Below are 16,637 nucleotides of genomic sequence, written 5' to 3'. Positions count from 1 at the left end.
CCCCGTGAAGTGGATTCTGGCTTCCCTCCTCCTTGGGGCCAGCGCCTTGGCCCAGGGCCTCGTCCTGCCCTTTGAGGGCCCCGAGGGCTTCCGCCTGGCCCAAGCCTTCGCCCAGGGGCTTTCAGCCCCGCCTCCCTCGGCGGTGGCCCTGGTCTTCCCCGACCTGCCCTGGCGGGGAAGCTACGACCTGGCGGGGGGGCTTTACACCCGGGCCGGGGCCCGCCTGGCCCAGGCGGCCACGGGGGCGGAATGGGTCCTCCTGGGCCGGCAGGAGGCAGGGGGCCTGAGGCTCATCCTGGCCCGGGAAGGGAAGGCCCAAGAGGGGATTTTCCGCACCCCGGAACTGGCCTGGCTCTGGCTCCAGGGGCAGGGCCTGGCCCCCAGGTTTAGTCCCCTCCCCTCCCCCACCCTCCCCGAGGCCCGCCTCCGGGCCCTAGCCCAGGGGGAGGACCCCGACCCCCTGCACCAGTCCGCCCTGGACCTGAGGGAGGGCAGAGGGGCCGGGCTTTTGGAGGGAATCCTGCCCCAAAGGCTCCTCCTCCTCTGGCAGGGGCGGCTTCCCCCCGCCTACCAGGCCTTCCGCCTCCTGGCCGAGGGGAGGCAGGGGGAGGCCCTGAGCCTGGCGGAGGCCATGCGCCAGGGAAACCCATTGGAGCGCACCGCCGCCCACCTGGTCCTCCGCATCCTCGAGGACGAGGGCTGGAAGGCCTCGGCCCGGGCCCTGGCACAGGCCTTCCCCGAGCTTTCCCTAGCTTGGGAAGAGGTCAGCTTCGCCGCCTTTGCGGAAGGGAACGGGGAGGAGGCCCGGGACGCCCTGCTCCAGGCCCTCAGGCTCCGGCCGGACTACTGGCTCTACTGGACCAACCTGGGCTGGGCCCACTACCTCACGGGAGACCTCCCCCGGGCCCTCCTGGCCTCGGAGCGGGCGGTGCGCCTTGGGCCCAACGCCACCGCCTACTACAACCTGGGGCTCTTCCGGGCCATCTACGGGGACTATCTGGGGGCCAAGGCCGCCTACGACCGGGCCCTCAGGCTGGACGAAGGGGACACCTTCCCCGAGGCACTGGAGGACCTGGTGCCCCGGGAAGAGCCCCTCCCCCTCTACTTCCGCGCCTACCTTTCCGAGCGGACCGGGCTCCCTGCCGAGGCCCTCTACCGGGCCTTCCTGCAGGCCCACCCCCGGCACCCCGCGGCCTTCGCCGCCAGGCGGGCCCTGGCCCGGCTGGGGGAGGCCCGGGGGGGCCTGGAGGTCCTCAAGCTCTCCCTCATCCCCGGGGACCGGGATGCCCGGCCCTTCCGCGCCGGGGAGGCGGTCTTCCCCGAGGTGCGCCTCTTTGGGGAGCCCTACCTGCCCCGGCAGGAGCTGGAGACCCTCCTTTACCGGGAGGGTGAGCTCCTGGCCCACGAGCGGAAACCCCTGGGGTTCCCGCCCCTCACCACCGCCCTGGAGGAGACCGCCCCCGCGGTCCTCCTGCCCGAGCCGGGGCGGTACACCCTGGAGGTCCGCTATGGGGAGGCCAGGGCCTCGCTGCCCTTGGAGGTGGGGCCGGAGAGCCTGGCCCGCAGGCTCTACGCCTTGGGCCTCGAGGCCCGGGACCTCTCGGGCCGGCCCCTCCTCACCCCTGAGGAGGCCCTGGGGGCAGAAGGGGAGGCACTCCTCCTGCAGAGAACGGCCGAGGCCCTGAGGGCCGCCGCCCCCCTGGCCACAGGCTCCCTCTTCACCGCCCCCCTTCCCCGCGGACCCTACGCGGGCCGAAGCGTGCAGGAACTGCTGCGGGAGGCCATCCCGGCAACGGTCCGCGTCTTCCTGGAGGCGGTCCTGGAGGCCCCTGAGCTGCTGGCGGAAAGCGATGTGGTGAACGCTTTCGTGAACTGGCTCCTGCAGGACGAACCTTGAGCTCCTAGCGACCACCCCTCAAATGAGTGGCTGAAGAGCATGACGATAGAGAGTGTGCCGCCCCGAGAAGCTGTTTGCGGCGAAAGGGAAGTCTATCGTCCCCTACCCTGCAAACCCCATCTAGCCCGTAGCAGCCCTGCCCCAGGAAGCAGGCCTCAACGTCCTTGGCGTGGTGACCGTTAGGCTGATAAGCATGTGGTGGAGGGTTCTGCTCCTAGTACTCCTTGCGGGCTGCAAGCCCCAGACCGCCTCCGCTCCTGCGTCTCAAAGCCCCACACCTTCTGAACTCATCCGCCTGGCGGTCTGGCCGGACGAGGACACCCGATGGCAGGTGTGCGAGAGCACCTGGGAAGAGTTTGCCAAGGGGGGCTACGTGAGCGAGGATGTGACCGCGGCGGCCTTCCGCTACACCCTGCCCGTGCCCCTTGAGGGGGTGCGGGGCGAGCTCCGCTTGTTCTGGCCCCTGGCGTCAGTGGTGCAGGAGTGCGGGGACCTTGCCCTGCGGGGCCTCCGCCCCTACCGCCCCAGCAACCGGCCTCCGGTCATGGTCCATCAGCCCTTCCTGGCCTACTGGGGCCCGGAGAAGCCCCCGAAGGACTGGCAGGCGCAGCTGGTGCTCTTGGACGGGCACGGGGATCGGGTGGGCTATTTGCCGTCCTCCCCCTTCCGGGGAGGAGACTGCCTGTTGGGCTCGTGTTCCGGCGAGATCACCTTCTGGGTGGCGTACCCTTCCCAGGACCTTGCCCAGGTCCAGCCCTCTTTGGAGGGGAGCTTTTTCCTGGAGGCCTTGGACAAGCAGGACGTGAAGGGGCTGCGCCTCGAGGTGTACTGGGGTGATTTAGGCACGGACATGGAGCTGGATTTGGGAGGGCTGCATGGCGCGCCGTAAGCGGGCCCTCATGGCGCTTATGGCCGAGCGCATGGGCCACGCCAACCCCAACATCACTCTGGGCATCTACCGCCACCTCTTGGAGGAGGAGCGCCGGGGGTGGGTGGTGGACCCGGAGGAGATCGCGGGAGCTCGAGCGGGAGGGTAGGCGATGGCGGGCGGTGAAGAGCCCTTCGACTTCTCCACTTCGCAGATCCACGCCTGGGAGGTGGAGCGCATCCGGCAAGCCTTTCGCCAAGGTAGGTATAGCATTGAAAAACATGCCTTTCGGCGCATGATGGAACGGGGCATCAGGCCAAATGAGGTGCGCGATGTGGTTATGAACGGAGCGGCTGTGAGCAAGGATCTGCCGGGTAATCCTCGGGATCGGAGACCGGGCATCAACTTCGAGCGCACCCTCGAGGATGACAGAAGGGTCCGGGTGAAAGTAAGCTGGAGGGAGGGGTACTTTGTCGTAACCACCCATGAGGTGTCGGGATGAACGGGGCGTTGGTAAAAAAGACCATCACGTACACCCACACCCTGCCCAGCGGCGCCGTGGTGGTCATCCTGGGCGTCCCTGCTCTTTGCGATGAGGAAAGTGAAGACGGCTTCTGTGCCTTTGAGCCCGAGGTAAGCGAACGCCTTTATGACCTCATCGATGCGGCCGCGGCCCGAAACCCGGCCCCTGGAGAAGTGGTCAGGCTGCTTTTCTCCGACGACCCGGAGACCGTTCGTCCCCAGGTGGACCTCGAGGTGCGCGTTCGGGGCAAGGGTCTGAACTTCGGGGAAATCCCCTTGAGCGCCCTGGAAAGGCTCGTGGAGAGCACCACAAAGGCGTACCGTATTGCGGCCAAGGCCGTGGCCAAGCGCCTGGGCGTTTCCAAAACCCCGCCTTATCCCACGGTGGCTTTTGTGGCTCCCGGCAGCGTAGTGCTCGGCTTGCGCAGCTCGGGGTCCACCCCCCTGTTTGAAGAGGCGGATGTGGGGCACATGGCCTTGGACCTCATCCTTCAGGGGGTGGAATGGGCTGGGGAGGGTGCCCCTCCCGGCGAGGATCCCGAGCTGGTGGCCGCTGCTCTAGAAAGCGTCATCGAACTCGGGAAGCAAGAAGGTGTGGTGGAGTTGGCCCGCTATGGCGAAGGGGGGCGCCAATGGAAGGGAGTTATCACGCCAGAGCTCCGCGCCAAGGGGGAAGAACGGCTAAGGGAAGTTGTGCGGGAAGCCAGCAGAAAGTCCCTCCAGGTTTTTGAGGGGCTTTTGGACGCCATCAAACTGGACGGGGAAGCCCATCTGCGTGAGCTTTCCCTGAAGCCCCAGGAATACACGGGCACCACCCTCAACTTCCGCTATGGACCAGACTTGCTTCCTAAGCTTTTGGAGCTTTTTGGCAAGCGGGTAAGGCTGGCAGCGGAAGAAAAGGCCGGGCCGGGCGAGAGGGACTTCCAAGCCCTCGAGGTTGAGGGGGCGAAGGAACTTCCCGAGGCCTAGCTACACCTTTAGCTACAAAGGCCCCCGGGGCTAGCTCCCCGGGGGCGGTTTTTTCGTCCTGCTGCTGGTGGAGCCGACGGGACTCGAACCCGTGACCTCCTGAGTGCGATTCAGGCGCGCTCCCAGCTGCGCCACGGCCCCACGCGCCCTATATGGTAGCGGGGGGCTTTAGCCTTGTCTAGTCCCCTTCCTTGAGGCGCACCTCCACCCGGCCCTTCTTGTCCTTCACGGAAAGCTTGGCCTTGGCCTTGCCCTTGCGGTACTCCGCTTTCCACTCCCCCCGCTTCACCTCGTACTTGACCCGCACCCAGCCCCGGCGGCGGAGGTCGGCGTCGTGGTGGCGGAAGATGGCCTCCGCCTGGGAGTAGCGGTAGACCACCACGAGCCCTTGCGGCTCCGGAAAGCGCTCCACCACCACCGCCTGGGGGAAGAGGTCGAAGACCAGGGTTCCCGAAAGCCGCACCTCCAGGGCCCAAGCCGACAGCAAAAACGGCAGGAGGAAAACCCAGCGCATGCCCCCATGCTAGGACAAAACCCGGCTACCCTCTTAAGTGCAGCCTTAAGTACACTTTAGGCATGGACGAAGTCTGGCAGAAGCTGGCCGAGCCTTTTCCCCCCGGCGAGGTGCAGTGGCGCATCGAGGCCCTGAGCCGGGACCGAAAGCGGGCCCTGGTGGTGCCCTACGTGGACGCCCGTACCGTTCTCGACCGGCTGGACCGGGTGGTGGGGCCCGAGGGCTGGCAGGACGCCTACGAGGTGCTCTCGGACCAGGAGCGCACCGTCAAGGACGAGCGGGGCGAGCGCCGGGAGCGGCTGGTGGAGGTGAAGTGCCGCCTCACCCTCCTGGGGGTGAGCAAGGAGGACGTGGGCGAGGGGGATTCCCTGAAAGCCGCCTTCTCCGACGCCCTCAAGCGGGCGGCGGTGAAGTTCGGGGTGGGCCGGTACCTCTACCGCCTGGAGAAGCAGTGGGTGGACCACGACCCGGAAAAGGGCCGCTTCACCCCGCCCAGGCTGCCCGAAGCCGGTGAAACCCCGGAGGGGCCTCCCGAAGAGGAGAAGCCCGAGGCCTACCGCCTCATCGACCAGCTCCTGGAGCGGCTCCGCGAGAAGGGGCTGGGCAAGGAGGCAGCCAAGATTGTGACCAGGTACGGGGGCTATGGCAAGACCCCCGAGGAAACCAAACGCCTCTACGGGGAGCTGAGGGCTCTCCTTAAGGGATGAGGGTTGTCGCTGTTGGGGACCTCCACGGAAACTTTCCCGCCCTCTGGCGCCTTCTGCGCCTCGAGGGCCTGGCCGACCAGGCCCTCAGGCCCACGGAGGACCTGCGCACGGGCCGCACCCGCTTGGTCCTCCTGGGGGATCTGGTCCATCCTAAAACCCGGAAGGACTACGAGCGCCTCACCGGCCTCGAGCCCTTCAACCCCCAAGACCCCACCCACCTCCGCCTGGCAGCGGGCTACCAGATCCGCGAGCTCTTCCGCCTGAAGGGCTTTCAGGAAGCAGCCGGCAGCCACCTGACCATCCTCCTCGGCAACCACGACGAGGCCGCCCTCAAGGGAGAGCCCCTCTTGGGCAACCGCCACCTCCAGCACCTGGAGTTCCACCCCGGGCGCGGGGGCAGGGCCCTGCCCGAGGCCCTCAGGGCCTGGATGGCCGCCTTCCCCCGGGAGGCCGTCCTCCACGGGATCCACTTCGCCCACGTGGGCCCCGTGCCCTGGCTGCAGGAGTACGACGAGCTCTTCTATGCCCAAAGCGAGCCCAAGACCTGGTGGTTCCGCACCCCCGACTACGTGGAGCGGATGGGGTACCGCTATGGTGTGTACGGCCACGTGCCCATGAAGGAGGGCATCCTCCTAAAGGAGCGCTTCGCCCTCATCGACGCCCTGGACCTGGGGCAGTACCTGGTGCTCCTCCCCGAGGAGGAACCCCTGCGCCCCCTCGTCAAAAGGCTTCCCCATGTCTAGGCTCACCTCGCCCAAGGAGGTGCGGGAGATCCTCCTGCGCCACGGCCTCTTTGCCGAAAAACGCCTCGGCCAAAACTTCCTGGTATCGGAGAGCCACCTCAGACGCATCGTGGAGGCAGCCCAACCCTTTACCGGACCGGTGTACGAGGTGGGGCCGGGCCTGGGAGCGCTCACCCGGGCCCTGGCCGAGGCGGGGGCGGAGGTTACGGCCATAGAGAAGGACGAGCGCCTGCGGCCCTTGCTGGGGGAAACCCTGAGGGGCCTTCCCGTGCGCCTGGTCTTCGGGGACGCCCTGCGCTACCCGTGGGAGGAGGTGCCAGAGGGAAGCCTTCTGGTGGCCAACCTCCCCTACAACATCGCCACCCCCCTCGTCACCCGCCTGTTGCAGACGGGCCGTTTTCAGCGCCTGGTCTTTCTGGTGCAGAAGGAAGTGGCCCTGCGCATGGTGGCCCGGCCCGGCACCCCCCCCTACGGCCTCCTCTCCCTACGGGTGGCCCATCACGCCCGGGCGGAAAAGCTCTTCGACCTACCCCCCGGGGCTTTCTTCCCTCCACCCCGGGTGTGGAGCAGCCTGGTCCGCCTCACCCCCAAGGGGGTTCCAGACGACCCGGAGCTTTTCCGCTTCATAGAGGCGGCCTTCGCCCAGCGGCGGAAGACCCTGAAAAACGCCCTCCTCGCCGCAGGGTACCCCAAGGAGCGGGTGGAAGCGGCCCTCCGGGCCCTGGGCCTCGGCCCGAACGTTCGGGCCGAGGCCCTGGATCTGGACAGCCTGCGTCGGCTCAGAGCGGTTATTTACACCCCTGTGTAGCTCCCGGACTGTAGGGGAAGCTGGATTACACCAGGTACCCCCGCCTCGGTGTACTCCCTCCCTATTGCCCCCGGGGGCGGGTGATAAGATGGGCGGGAGATGGGGCAGGGCTAGGGGGGCTTGGGCGCCTGCCTCGTGAAGAGATGCACGAAAGGAGGGAACCTTGGCGCCAATAGCGGAATACGTGAACATCCTGATCTACCTGGGGGTAGCCCTGTTCATCGGGTTGGCGGCCCTGGTGGTAGGAGCCCTCCTGGGACCCAAAAAGCCGGACAGGGCCAAGCTGATGCCCTACGAGTCGGGGAACGACCCCGCCGGGGAGGTGCGGCGCTTTCCCGTCCACTTCTATGTGGTGGCCATGCTCTTCATCCTCTTCGATGTGGAGATCGCCTTCCTCTGGCCCTATGCCGTGAGCGCCGGGGGCCTCGGGTTTTACGGCTTCCTCGGGGTCGTGGGCTTTACCCTCCTCCTCCTGGTGGGCTTCCTCTACGAGTGGTGGAAGGGGGTGATGCGGTGGCGCTGAAAGAACTCTTCGAGCGGGACGTGCAGGAGCTGGAAAGGGAGGGCATCCTCTTCACCACCCTGGAAAAGCTGGTGGCCTGGGGGCGCTCCAACTCCTTGTGGCCCGCCACGTTTGGCCTCGCCTGCTGCGCCATCGAGATGATGGCCTCCACCGACGCCCGCAACGACCTGGCCCGCTTCGGCAGCGAGGTCTTCCGGGCGAGCCCCCGCCAGGCGGACGTGATGATCGTGGCCGGGAGGCTTTCCAAGAAGATGGCCCCGGTGATGCGCCGGGTCTGGGAGCAGATGCCCGACCCCAAGTGGGTGATCTCCATGGGGGCCTGCGCCAGCTCCGGGGGGATGTTCAACAACTACGCCATCGTGCAGAACGTGGACTCGGTGGTGCCGGTGGACGTGTACGTGCCGGGCTGCCCCCCGCGCCCCGAGGCCCTCATCTACGCGGTGATGCAGCTGCAAAAGAAGGTGCGCGGGGAGGCCTACAACGACCGGGGGGAAAGGCTCCCCCCGGTGGCCGCCTGGCGCCGGGCAAGGGGGTGAGGCGTGCGGCTTCAGGGCGTGCTGGAGGAGGCCCGTACCAAGGGCTACGCCATAGAGGACAACGGGCTTGGGAACCTGTGGGTGGTCCTGCCCCGGGAGGCCTTCAAGGGGGAGATGGCCCGCTACCAGGCGCTCGGCTTCAACTACCTGGCGGACATCGTGGGCATCGACTACCTGGAGTACCCGGACCCCAAGCCCGAGCGCTTCTCCGTGGTCTACGAGCTGGTTTCCCTGCCAGGGTGGCGGGATGGGGATGGGAGCCGCTTCTTCGTCCGGGTCTACGTGCCGGAGAAGGACCCCAGGCTGCCCACGGTGACCGACCTCTGGGGGAGCGCGAACTTCCTGGAGCGGGAGGTGTACGACCTGTTCGGCATCGTCTTTGAGGGGCACCCGGACCTCAGGAAGATCCTCACCCCGGAGGACCTCGAGGGCCACCCCCTGCGCAAGGACTTCCCCCTGGGGGAAACCCCCACCCTGTTCCGCGAGGGGCGCTTCCTGGTGCCCTGGGAGTTCCGGGCCGCCCTCACCGGCAAGGACCCCGGCCTCACCGCCTACCGGGGGGGTAGCCGCAAGGGGTACCGGGCCCTTTGGGCCGACCTCCAGAAGGCCAGGGGAGAAAAGGGCCCCGGCAGGGGCTCGGTTGGCTAGGGAGGCCCGATGAAGGACTACCTGGACCTGGACCCAGAGGTGGCGGAGGAGCCCAAGGAGCTCCGCACCGAGGTGATGACCCTGAACGTGGGGCCCCAACACCCCTCCACCCACGGGGTCTTGCGGGTGGTGGTAACCCTTTCGGGCGAGGAGGTGCTGGACCTCGTCCCCCACATCGGTTACCTCCACACCGGCTTCGAGAAGAACATGGAGCACCGGACGTATACGCAGGTGATCACGTATACGCCCCGGATGGACTACCTCCACTCCTTCGCCCACGACCTGGCCTACGCCCTGGCGGTGGAGCGGCTGGTGGGGGCGGTGGTACCCCCGAGGGCCGAGACCATCCGCATCATCCTCAACGAGCTCTCCCGCCTGGCCAGCCACCTGGTCTTCCTGGGCACCGGGCTTTTGGACCTCGGGGCCCTCACCCCCTTCTTCTACGCCTTCCGCGAGCGGGAGGCCATCCTGGACCTCTTCGAGTGGGTCACGGGCCAGCGCTTCCACCACAACTACATCCGCATCGGCGGGGTCAAGGAGGACCTTCCCGAGGAGTTCGTGCCCGAGCTTAAAAAGCTTTTGCAGGTCCTGCCCCACCGCATCGACGAGTACGAGGCCCTCTTCGCGGAAAGCCCCATCTTCCACGAAAGGGCCCGGGGCGTGGGGGTCATCCCCCCCGAGGTGGCCATCGGGCTGGGCCTCACCGGGGGGTCCCTCAGGGCCAGCGGGGTGAACTACGACGTGCGCAAGGCCTACCCCTACGCGGGCTACGACACCTACCGGTTCGAGGTGCCCTTGGGGGAGCGGGGGGACGTGTTCGACCGCATGCTCATCCGCATCCGGGAGATGCGGGAGTCGGTGAAGATCATAAAGCAGGCCCTGGAGCGGCTGGAGCCGGGGCCGGTGCGCGACCCCAACCCCCAGATCACCCCCCCTCCCAGGCACCTCCTGGAGACCTCCATGGAGGCGGTCATCTACCACTTCAAGCACTACACCGAGGGCTTCCACCCCCCCAAGGGGGAGGTGTACGTGCCCACGGAGAGCGCCCGCGGGGAGCTCGGCTACTACCTCGTCTCCGACGGGGGGAGCATGCCCTACCGGGTGAAGGTGCGGGCCCCCAGCTTCGTGAACCTGCAAAGCCTGCCCTATGCCTGCAAGGGGGAGCAGGTGGCGGACATGGTGGCCATCATCGCCAGCCTGGACCCGGTCATGGGGGACGTGGACCGCTGAGGAGGGAAGATGGGGTTCTTCGACGACAAGCGGGAGTTTCTGGAGGAAACCTTCGCCAAGTATCCCCTCGAGGGCCGCCGTGCCGCCCTCATGCCCCTTCTCCGAAAGGTGCAGCAGGAGGAGGGCTGGATCCGGCCCGAGCGGGTGGAGGAGATCGCCCGCCTGGTGGGCACCACCCCCACCGAGGTCCTGGGGGTGGCGAGCTTTTACTCCTACTACCAGTTCGTGCCCACCGGCAAGTACCACCTCCAGGTCTGCTCCACCCTCTCCTGCAAGCTGGCGGGGGCGGACGAGCTATGGGACCACCTCACGGAGGAGCTGGGCATCGGCCCGGGGGAGGTGACCCCGGACGGCCTTTTCAGCGTGCAGAAGGTGGAGTGCCTGGGAAGCTGCCACACCGCCCCCGTGGTGCAGGTGAACGACGAGCCCTACGTGGAGTGCGTGACCCGGGAACGGCTCAGAGCACTTTTGGAGGGCCTAAGGGCAGGGAAGCGCCTCGAGGAGATCGCGCTCCCCGGCAAGTGCGGCCACCACGTGCACGAGGTGGAGGTATGACCGGGCCCATCGTTTCCGGAAAAGATCCCCGTTTTGAGCGGACCCTCTACGCCCACGTGGGGAAGGAGGGAAGTTGGACCCTGGACTACTACCTGCGGCACGGGGGCTACGAGACCGCCAAGAGGGTCCTGAAGGAGAAAACCCCGGAGGAGGTCATCGAGGAGGTGAAGCGCTCGGGCCTCCGGGGCCGGGGCGGGGCGGGCTTCCCCACGGGGGTGAAGTGGGGCTTCATGCCCAAGGACGGGAAGCAGCACTACCTCATCTGCAACGCCGACGAGTCCGAGCCCGGGAGCTTCAAGGACCGCTACATCCTGGAGGACGTCCCCCACCTCCTCCTGGAGGGGATGATCCTGGCGGGCTACGCCATAGGGGCCACGGTGGGGTACATCTACGTGCGCGGGGAGTACCGCAAGGCGGCGGACCGCCTCGAGGCCGCCATCCGGGAGGCCCGGGAACGGGGGTACTTGGGGGAAAACCTCTTCGGCACAGGGTTCTCCTTCCAGGTGCACGTCCACCGGGGCGCCGGGGCCTACATCTGCGGGGAGGAGACCGCCCTCATGAACTCCCTGGAGGGCCTCAGGGCCAACCCCCGGCTCAAGCCTCCCTTCCCCGCCCAGTCGGGGCTTTGGGGCAGGCCCACCACCATCAACAACGTGGAGACCCTGGCCGCGGTGGTGCCCACCCTGGAGCGGGGGGCCGACTGGTTCGCCAGCATGGGCACCGACCAGTCCAAAGGCATGAAGCTCTACCAGGTTTCCGGCCCCGTGCGGCGGCCCGGGGTCTACGAGCTCCCCATGGGCACCACCTTGCGGGAACTCCTCTACGAGTGGGCGGGAGGGCCCCTGGAGCCCATCCAGGCCCTCATCCCCGGGGGGTCCTCCACCCCGCCCCTCCCCTTCACCGAGGAGGTCCTGGACACCCCCATGAGCTACGAGCACCTCCAGGCCCAGGGCTCCATGCTGGGCACGGGCGGGGTCATCCTCATCCCCGAGCGGGTGAGCGTGGTGGACGCCATGTGGAACGTGACCCGCTTCTACGCCCACGAGTCCTGCGGCAAGTGCACCCCCTGCCGGGAAGGGGTGGCGGGGTTCATGGTGGAGCTCTTCGCCAAGATCGGCAGCGGCCAGGGGGAGGAGAAGGACGTGGAGACCCTGGAGGCCCTCCTGCCCCTCATCGAGGGCCGGAGCTTCTGCCCCCTGGCGGACGCCGCCGTCTGGCCGGTGAAGGGCTCGCTTAGGCACTTCAAGGACCAGTACCTGGCCCTGGCGCGGGAGGGGCGGCCCGTGCCCAGGCCGAGCCTTTGGAGGTGAAGGTGGTCAGGGTCAAGGTGAACGACCGCGTGGTGGAGGTGCCCCCGGGGACCAGCGTCATGGACGCGGTCTTCCACGCGGGGTACGACGTGCCCCTCTTCTGCTCGGAGCGCTACCTCTCCCCCATCGGGGCCTGCCGCATGTGCCTGGTCCGGATCGGCCTCCCCAAGCGGGGCCCGGACGGGAAGCCCCTCCTCACCGAGGGGGGAGAGCCCGAGATCGCCTGGCAGCCCAAGCTGGCGGCCAGCTGCGTCACCGCGGTGGCCGAGGGCATGGTGGTGGACACCCTCTCGGAGGTGGTGCGGGAGGCCCAGGCGGGGATGGTGGAGTTCACCCTCCTCAACCACCCCTTAGACTGCCCCACCTGCGACAAGGGCGGGGCCTGCGAGCTCCAGGACCGCACGGTGGAGTACGGGCTTTACGAGAAGTACTACCAGGAGGAGCCCCTGGCCCTTCCCGTCTACACCCGCTTTGAGTTCACCCGCCGCCACGTGGACAAGCACCACCCCCTCTCCCCCTTCATCGTCTTGGACCGGGAGCGGTGCATCCACTGCAAGCGCTGCGTGCGCTACTTCGAGGAGATCCCTGGGGACGAGGTCCTGGACTTCATCGAGCGGGGGGTGCACACCTTCATCGGCACCCTGGACTTCGGCCTCCCCTCGGGGTTTTCCGGGAACATCGCCGACATCTGCCCGGTGGGGGCGCTTCTGGACCTCACCGCCCGCTTCCGCGCCCGCAACTGGGAGATGGAGGAAACCCCCACCACCTGCGCCCTCTGCCCCGTGGGGTGCGGCATCACCGCGGACACCCGTAGCGGGGAGCTTTTGCGCATCCGGGCCCGGGAGGTGCCCGAGGTGAACGCCCTCTGGCTCTGCGACGCGGGCCGCTTCGGGCACGAGTGGGCGGATGAGGACCGCCTCACCACCCCCCTGGTGCGCAAGGACGGGAAGCTCCGGGAGGCCACCTGGGAGGAGGCCTTCGCCGCCATGCGGGAGGGCTTACGGGAGGCCCGGAAGGAGGAGGTGGGGATCTACCTGGCGGGGGACGCCACCCTCGAGGAGGCCCTGATGGCCAGCGAGCTGGCCAAGGCCCTAGGCACCCCCCACCTGGACTTCGAGGGCCGCACCGCCGCCCCCGCCAGCCTCTACCCGGCGGCCACCCTGGAGGACCTCCTCAGGGCCGACTTCGCCCTGGTCCTGGGGGATCCCACGGAGGAGGCCCCCCTCCTGCACCTGCGCCTTTCCGAGTTCGTGCGCGACCTGAAGCCCCCCAGGCGCTTCGCCCACGGCACCCCCTTCGCCGACCTCCAGATCAAGGAAAGGATGCCCAGGCGCACCGACAAGATGGCCCTCTTTGCCCCCTACCGCGCCCCCCTCATGAAGTGGGCCGCCCTCCACGAGGTCCACGCCCCCGGGGAGGAGCGGGAGCTCCTCCTGGCCCTCCTAGGTGAGAAGGAGGGGAGCGAGGCGGTACAGCGGGCCAAGGAAGCCTGGGAGAGGGCGCAAAACCCCGTCCTCATCCTGGGAGCCGGGGTCCTCCAGGACGCGGTGGCCGCGGAAAGGGCCAGGCTCCTCGCCGAGCGCAAGGGGGCCAAGGTCCTGGCCATGACCCCGGCGGCGAACGCCCGGGGCCTCGAGGCCCTGGGGGTCTGGCCCGGGGAGAAAGGGGCGGCCTGGGACGAGCCCGGGGCCCCCTACGCCTACTACGGCTTCGTCCCCCCGGAGGAGGCCCTCAGGGGCAAGCGCTTCCTGGTGATGCACCTGAGCCACCTCCACCCCCTGGCGGAGCGCTACGCCCACGTGGTCCTTCCCGCCCTCACCCCCTACGAAAAGCGGGGCTACCTGGTAAACCTGGAGGGCCGGGTCCTCCCCCTCTCCCCCACCCCCATCGCGCACGGGGAGGCGGAGGGGGCCATCCAGGCCCTGGCCCTCCTGGCGGAGGCCCTGGGAGTGCGCCCGCCCTTCCGGCTCGGACTGGAGGCGGAAAGGGAGCTTCGGGCCCGGAAGGTGCCCTCCGCCATGGGCCTCCTCGCCCACCGCACCAAGGCCCTGCGGCCCAAGGCCGGGGAGGGCCGCCTTTACCTCCGGCCCAGCATGTGGAAGGCCCACCAGCTCGTAGGCCGGGCGGGGGAGGCCGTGGCTCCCGAGCTTTGGGTCCACCCCGAGACCGCCCGGGCGGAGGCCCTCCCCGAAGGGGCCAGGGTGGCGGTGGAGGGACCCATGGGCCGGATGGAAGCCCAGGTGGTCCTGCGGGAGGACGTGACCAAGGGCTTCCTCTACCTCAGCGCCCTGGGCCCCTTCGCGGGGCGGCGGGCGGAGGCCCGGGTCCTGGTGCCCGCAGGGGGTGAGGCATGAGCTGGCCCTACCCCGTGGACCCCTACTGGATGGCGGCCCTGAAGGCCCTTCTGGTGGTGGTGGCCCTCCTCACCGCCTTCGCCTTCATGACCCTCATCGAGCGCCGCCTCCTGGCCCGTTTCCAGATCCGCTTGGGCCCGAACCGGGTGGGCCCTTGGGGCCTCTTCCAGCCCATCGCCGACGCCATCAAGAGCATTTTCAAAGAAGATCTGGTGGTGGCCCGGGCCGACCGGGTGCTCTTCGTCCTGGCCCCTCTCCTGGCTGTGACCTTCGCCCTCCTGGCCTTCGGGGCCATCCCCTTCGGTCCCCCGGGCAGCTTCTTCGGCTACAACCCCTGGGTCCTCAACCTGGACCTGGGCCTCCTCTACCTCTTCGCCGTGGGGGAGATGGCCATCTACGGCATCTTCCTGGCGGGCTGGGCCTCGGGGAGCAAGTACAGCCTCCTGGGCTCCCTGCGGGCCTCAGCGGCCCTCTTCAGCTACTCCTTGGGGCTGGGGGCCGCCCTCCTGGCCCCGGTCCTCCTGGTGGGGAGCCTCAACCTCAACGAGATCGTCCTCTGGCAGAGGGAAAACGGCTGGCTTATCCTCTACGCCTTCCCCGCCTTCCTCCTCTACAGCATCGCCGCCCTGGCCGAGGCCGCCCGCACCCCCTTCGACCTGCCGGAGGCGGAGCAGGAGCTGGTGGGGGGCTACCACACCGAGTACAGCTCCATCAAGTGGGCCCTCTTCCAGATGGCGGAGTACATCCACCTCATCACGGCGAGCGCCCTCATCCCCACCCTCTTCCTGGGGGGCTGGACCATGCCCTTTCTGGAGGTGCCCTACCTCTGGATGCTGGTCAAGATGGCCCTCCTGCTCTTCCTCTTCATCTGGATCCGGGCCACCTGGTTCCGCCTGCGCTACGACCAGCTCCTCCGCTTCGGCTGGGGCTTCCTCTTCCCCGCGGCCCTGGTCTGGTTCCTGGCCACCGCCCTGGTGGTGGCCCTGGACCTCCCCCGCTCCCTCCTCCTCTACCTCTCCCTGGCCGCGTTCCTGCTGCTCCTGGGAGCCCTCCTCTACAGCCCCAAACCCGTCCGCAAAGGAGGTGGCGCATGACCCTGAAGGCCTTGGCCCAAAGCCTCGGCATCACCCTCAGGTACCTCTTCTCCAAACCGGTAACCGTCCCCTACCCCGACGCCCCCGTGGCCCTGAAGCCCCGCTTCCACGGCCGCCACGTGCTCCTCCGCCACCCCAACGGCCTGGAAAAGTGCATCGGCTGCTCCCTGTGCGCCGCCGCCTGCCCCGCCTACGCCATCTACGTGGAGCCCGCGGAAAACGACCCGGAACACCCGGTCTCGGCGGGGGAGCGGTACGCCAAGGTCTACGAGATCAACATGCTCCGGTGCATCTTCTGCGGCCTCTGCGAGGAGGCCTGCCCCACGGGGGCCATCGTGCTGGGCTACGACTTCGAGATGGCCGACTACCAGTACTCCGACCTCATCTACGGCAAGGAGGACATGCTGGTGGAGGTGGCGGGCACCAAGCCCCAGCGCCGGGAGGCGAAGATGACCGGCAAGCCGGTGAAGCCGGGCTACGCGGTGCCCTACGTGCGCCCGGAGCTGGAAGGGGTCCAGGCTCCTTTGGAGGGAGGGCGGTCGTGAGTCCCTTTGAAGCCTTAACCCTCCTCCTCCTCCTGGCCACCGGGGCCCTGGTGGTCACCCTGAGAAACGCCATCCACGCCGCCCTGGCCCTCATCGCCAACTTCCTGGTCCTGGCCGGGGTGTACATCGCCCTAGACGCTCGCTTCCTGGGCTTCATCCAGATCATTGTCTACGCCGGAGCCATCGTGGTCCTCTTCCTCTTCGTGATCATGCTCCTCTTCGCCGCCCAGGGGGAGGTGGGGTTTAATCCCTTGGTGCGCTCCAAGCCCCTGGCGGCCCTGCTCTCCCTGGGGCTCGCCCTGGTCTTCCTCTCGGGGCTTTGGGGGCTAAACCTGGCCTTCGTCCGGGACCTGGGAGGAGGCTTACCCCAGGCCCTGGGGCCCCTCCTCTACGGGGACTGGCTCCTCGTGCTCCTGGCGGTAGGGTTCCTCCTCATGGTGGCCACGGTGGCGGCGGTGGTTCTGGTGGAAGTCCCTCCCCTCAAGAAAGCCCCTAAGCCCGCGGAGGAGAAGGAGGAGGTGGTACGGTGAGCTACCTCTTCGCCTCCGCCCTCCTCTTCGCCCTGGGGGTCTACGGGGTCCTCACCCGCCGTACGGCCATCCTGGTCTTCCTCTCCATCGAGCTCATGCTGAACGCCGCCAAGCTCTCCCTGGTGGGCTTCGCCCGGGCCCATGGCCTCGAGGGCCAGGTGGCCGCCCTCATGGTCATCGCCATCGCCGCCGCCGAGGTGGCGGTAGGCCTGGCCCTTATCGTGGCCATCTTCCGCCAGCGGGAGAGCACCGCAGTGGACGACCTCGCCGAGCTTAGGGGGTGA

Annotated in this window: 20 protein-coding genes and 1 tRNA gene; 19 read left to right on the top strand and 2 right to left on the bottom strand. The window is 68.2% G+C overall.

Features of this window, described 5'->3' with window-relative positions; all coding sequences use genetic code 11:
- Positions 1-4: 4 nt before the first annotated feature.
- From ETP66_RS01930 to ETP66_RS01910, 5 genes are all read left to right on the top strand, one after another.
- Entirely contained in the window at positions 5-1,897 is a 1,893-nt protein-coding gene (locus tag ETP66_RS01930; protein WP_130840100.1) for a tetratricopeptide repeat protein, read from the top strand.
- A gap of 193 nt (positions 1,898-2,090) precedes the next feature.
- Positions 2,091-2,786 carry a hypothetical protein gene (locus ETP66_RS01925; RefSeq protein WP_130840099.1) on the top strand — a complete coding sequence of 232 codons (696 nt, stop codon included), beginning with the start codon at positions 2,091-2,093 and terminating at the stop codon, positions 2,784-2,786.
- On the top strand, positions 2,773-2,934 hold the full coding sequence (locus tag ETP66_RS01920; protein ID WP_488225831.1) for a hypothetical protein: 162 nt from the start codon (positions 2,773-2,775) through the stop codon (positions 2,932-2,934). The genes ETP66_RS01925 and ETP66_RS01920 overlap by 14 nt, the downstream gene beginning before the upstream one ends.
- A gap of 3 nt (positions 2,935-2,937) precedes the next feature.
- Complete coding sequence (locus ETP66_RS12530) at positions 2,938-3,267, top strand: DUF4258 domain-containing protein (RefSeq protein ID WP_130840097.1); 330 nt, start codon at positions 2,938-2,940, stop codon at positions 3,265-3,267.
- The gene (locus ETP66_RS01910) at positions 3,264-4,256 is read left to right on the top strand and encodes a hypothetical protein (protein WP_130840096.1); all 993 of its coding nucleotides are present in this window, start codon (positions 3,264-3,266) and stop codon (positions 4,254-4,256) included. The genes ETP66_RS12530 and ETP66_RS01910 overlap by 4 nt, the downstream gene beginning before the upstream one ends.
- Before the next feature lie 65 nt (positions 4,257-4,321).
- On the opposite strand, the gene ETP66_RS01905 is transcribed toward ETP66_RS01910, so the two are convergent.
- Both ETP66_RS01905 and ETP66_RS01900 read right to left on the bottom strand, forming a co-directional pair.
- Positions 4,322-4,397 (bottom strand) — tRNA-Ala (locus tag ETP66_RS01905).
- Positions 4,398-4,434: 37 nt separating this feature from the next.
- A complete protein-coding gene (locus ETP66_RS01900) occupies positions 4,435-4,770 on the bottom strand; it encodes a penta-EF hand family protein (protein ID WP_130840094.1) in 336 nt (111 codons plus the stop codon).
- Between the two features lie 62 nt (positions 4,771-4,832).
- Between ETP66_RS01900 and ETP66_RS01895 the strand changes: the two genes are divergently transcribed.
- From ETP66_RS01895 to nuoK, 14 genes are all read left to right on the top strand, one after another.
- On the top strand, positions 4,833-5,477 hold the full coding sequence (locus tag ETP66_RS01895; RefSeq protein WP_130840092.1) for a Rad52/Rad22 family DNA repair protein: 645 nt from the start codon (positions 4,833-4,835) through the stop codon (positions 5,475-5,477).
- Positions 5,474-6,220 (top strand): metallophosphoesterase, encoded by a 747-nt coding sequence (locus ETP66_RS01890; protein WP_130840090.1) that lies wholly within the window; start codon positions 5,474-5,476, stop codon positions 6,218-6,220. Before ETP66_RS01895 ends, ETP66_RS01890 begins: the two co-directional genes overlap by 4 nt.
- The gene (rsmA, locus tag ETP66_RS01885; protein WP_130840089.1) at positions 6,213-7,028 is read left to right on the top strand and encodes a 16S rRNA (adenine(1518)-N(6)/adenine(1519)-N(6))-dimethyltransferase RsmA; all 816 of its coding nucleotides are present in this window, start codon (positions 6,213-6,215) and stop codon (positions 7,026-7,028) included. Before ETP66_RS01890 ends, rsmA begins: the two co-directional genes overlap by 8 nt.
- Before the next feature lie 163 nt (positions 7,029-7,191).
- A complete protein-coding gene (locus ETP66_RS01880) occupies positions 7,192-7,551 on the top strand; it encodes an NADH-quinone oxidoreductase subunit A (RefSeq protein ID WP_130840087.1) in 360 nt (119 codons plus the stop codon).
- Positions 7,542-8,087, top strand: a complete 546-nt coding sequence (locus tag ETP66_RS01875; protein WP_130840086.1) for a NuoB/complex I 20 kDa subunit family protein — start codon at positions 7,542-7,544, stop codon at positions 8,085-8,087. The genes ETP66_RS01880 and ETP66_RS01875 overlap by 10 nt, the downstream gene beginning before the upstream one ends.
- 3 nt (positions 8,088-8,090) lie before the next feature.
- Entirely contained in the window at positions 8,091-8,735 is a 645-nt protein-coding gene (locus tag ETP66_RS01870; protein WP_130840084.1) for an NADH-quinone oxidoreductase subunit C, read from the top strand.
- Between the two features lie 9 nt (positions 8,736-8,744).
- Positions 8,745-9,965 carry an NADH dehydrogenase (quinone) subunit D gene (gene nuoD / locus ETP66_RS01865; protein ID WP_130840083.1) on the top strand — a complete coding sequence of 407 codons (1,221 nt, stop codon included), beginning with the start codon at positions 8,745-8,747 and terminating at the stop codon, positions 9,963-9,965.
- A 9-nt stretch (positions 9,966-9,974) separates the two neighbouring features.
- Positions 9,975-10,520 (top strand): complex I 24 kDa subunit family protein, encoded by a 546-nt coding sequence (locus tag ETP66_RS01860; RefSeq protein ID WP_130840081.1) that lies wholly within the window; start codon positions 9,975-9,977, stop codon positions 10,518-10,520.
- The gene (nuoF, locus tag ETP66_RS01855) at positions 10,517-11,830 is read left to right on the top strand and encodes an NADH-quinone oxidoreductase subunit NuoF (protein ID WP_130840079.1); all 1,314 of its coding nucleotides are present in this window, start codon (positions 10,517-10,519) and stop codon (positions 11,828-11,830) included. The genes ETP66_RS01860 and nuoF overlap by 4 nt, the downstream gene beginning before the upstream one ends.
- A gap of 2 nt (positions 11,831-11,832) precedes the next feature.
- The gene (nuoG, locus tag ETP66_RS01850; RefSeq protein ID WP_130840077.1) at positions 11,833-14,184 is read left to right on the top strand and encodes an NADH-quinone oxidoreductase subunit NuoG; all 2,352 of its coding nucleotides are present in this window, start codon (positions 11,833-11,835) and stop codon (positions 14,182-14,184) included.
- The gene (locus tag ETP66_RS01845; protein WP_130840075.1) at positions 14,181-15,278 is read left to right on the top strand and encodes a complex I subunit 1/NuoH family protein; all 1,098 of its coding nucleotides are present in this window, start codon (positions 14,181-14,183) and stop codon (positions 15,276-15,278) included. The genes nuoG and ETP66_RS01845 overlap by 4 nt, the downstream gene beginning before the upstream one ends.
- Positions 15,275-15,823 carry an NADH-quinone oxidoreductase subunit NuoI gene (gene nuoI, locus ETP66_RS01840; RefSeq protein ID WP_130840073.1) on the top strand — a complete coding sequence of 183 codons (549 nt, stop codon included), beginning with the start codon at positions 15,275-15,277 and terminating at the stop codon, positions 15,821-15,823. Before ETP66_RS01845 ends, nuoI begins: the two co-directional genes overlap by 4 nt.
- A complete protein-coding gene (locus ETP66_RS01835) occupies positions 15,820-16,353 on the top strand; it encodes an NADH-quinone oxidoreductase subunit J family protein (RefSeq protein WP_130840071.1) in 534 nt (177 codons plus the stop codon). The genes nuoI and ETP66_RS01835 overlap by 4 nt, the downstream gene beginning before the upstream one ends.
- A complete protein-coding gene (gene nuoK / locus ETP66_RS01830; protein WP_130840069.1) occupies positions 16,350-16,637 on the top strand; it encodes an NADH-quinone oxidoreductase subunit NuoK in 288 nt (95 codons plus the stop codon). Before ETP66_RS01835 ends, nuoK begins: the two co-directional genes overlap by 4 nt.

This window comes from Thermus thermamylovorans (assembly GCF_004307015.1).
GTDB classification, from domain to species: Bacteria; Deinococcota; Deinococci; order Deinococcales; family Thermaceae; genus Thermus; species Thermus thermamylovorans.
The sequence above is the reverse complement of the archived record's forward strand: the minus strand, read 5'-3'. Positions and strand labels throughout refer to the sequence as shown.

Excerpts from the sequence above, each read along its gene's own strand:
- ETP66_RS01845 (WP_130840075.1), top strand. The coding sequence starts at position 14,181 with ATGAGCTGGCCCTACCCCGTGGACCCCTACTGGATGGCGGCCCTGAAG.
- rsmA (WP_130840089.1), top strand. The coding sequence starts at position 6,213 with ATGTCTAGGCTCACCTCGCCCAAGGAGGTGCGGGAGATCCTCCTGCGC.
- ETP66_RS01895 (WP_130840092.1), top strand. The coding sequence starts at position 4,833 with ATGGACGAAGTCTGGCAGAAGCTGGCCGAGCCTTTTCCCCCCGGCGAG.
- nuoF (WP_130840079.1), top strand. The coding sequence starts at position 10,517 with ATGACCGGGCCCATCGTTTCCGGAAAAGATCCCCGTTTTGAGCGGACC.
- ETP66_RS12530 (WP_130840097.1), top strand. The coding sequence starts at position 2,938 with ATGGCGGGCGGTGAAGAGCCCTTCGACTTCTCCACTTCGCAGATCCAC.
- ETP66_RS01890 (WP_130840090.1), top strand. The coding sequence starts at position 5,474 with ATGAGGGTTGTCGCTGTTGGGGACCTCCACGGAAACTTTCCCGCCCTC.
- ETP66_RS01860 (WP_130840081.1), top strand. The coding sequence starts at position 9,975 with ATGGGGTTCTTCGACGACAAGCGGGAGTTTCTGGAGGAAACCTTCGCC.
- ETP66_RS01910 (WP_130840096.1), top strand. The coding sequence starts at position 3,264 with ATGAACGGGGCGTTGGTAAAAAAGACCATCACGTACACCCACACCCTG.
- ETP66_RS01900 (WP_130840094.1), bottom strand. The coding sequence starts at position 4,770 with ATGCGCTGGGTTTTCCTCCTGCCGTTTTTGCTGTCGGCTTGGGCCCTG.
- ETP66_RS01920 (WP_488225831.1), top strand. The coding sequence starts at position 2,773 with ATGGCGCGCCGTAAGCGGGCCCTCATGGCGCTTATGGCCGAGCGCATG.
- nuoI (WP_130840073.1), top strand. The coding sequence starts at position 15,275 with ATGACCCTGAAGGCCTTGGCCCAAAGCCTCGGCATCACCCTCAGGTAC.
- nuoD (WP_130840083.1), top strand. The coding sequence starts at position 8,745 with ATGAAGGACTACCTGGACCTGGACCCAGAGGTGGCGGAGGAGCCCAAG.
- ETP66_RS01925 (WP_130840099.1), top strand. The coding sequence starts at position 2,091 with ATGTGGTGGAGGGTTCTGCTCCTAGTACTCCTTGCGGGCTGCAAGCCC.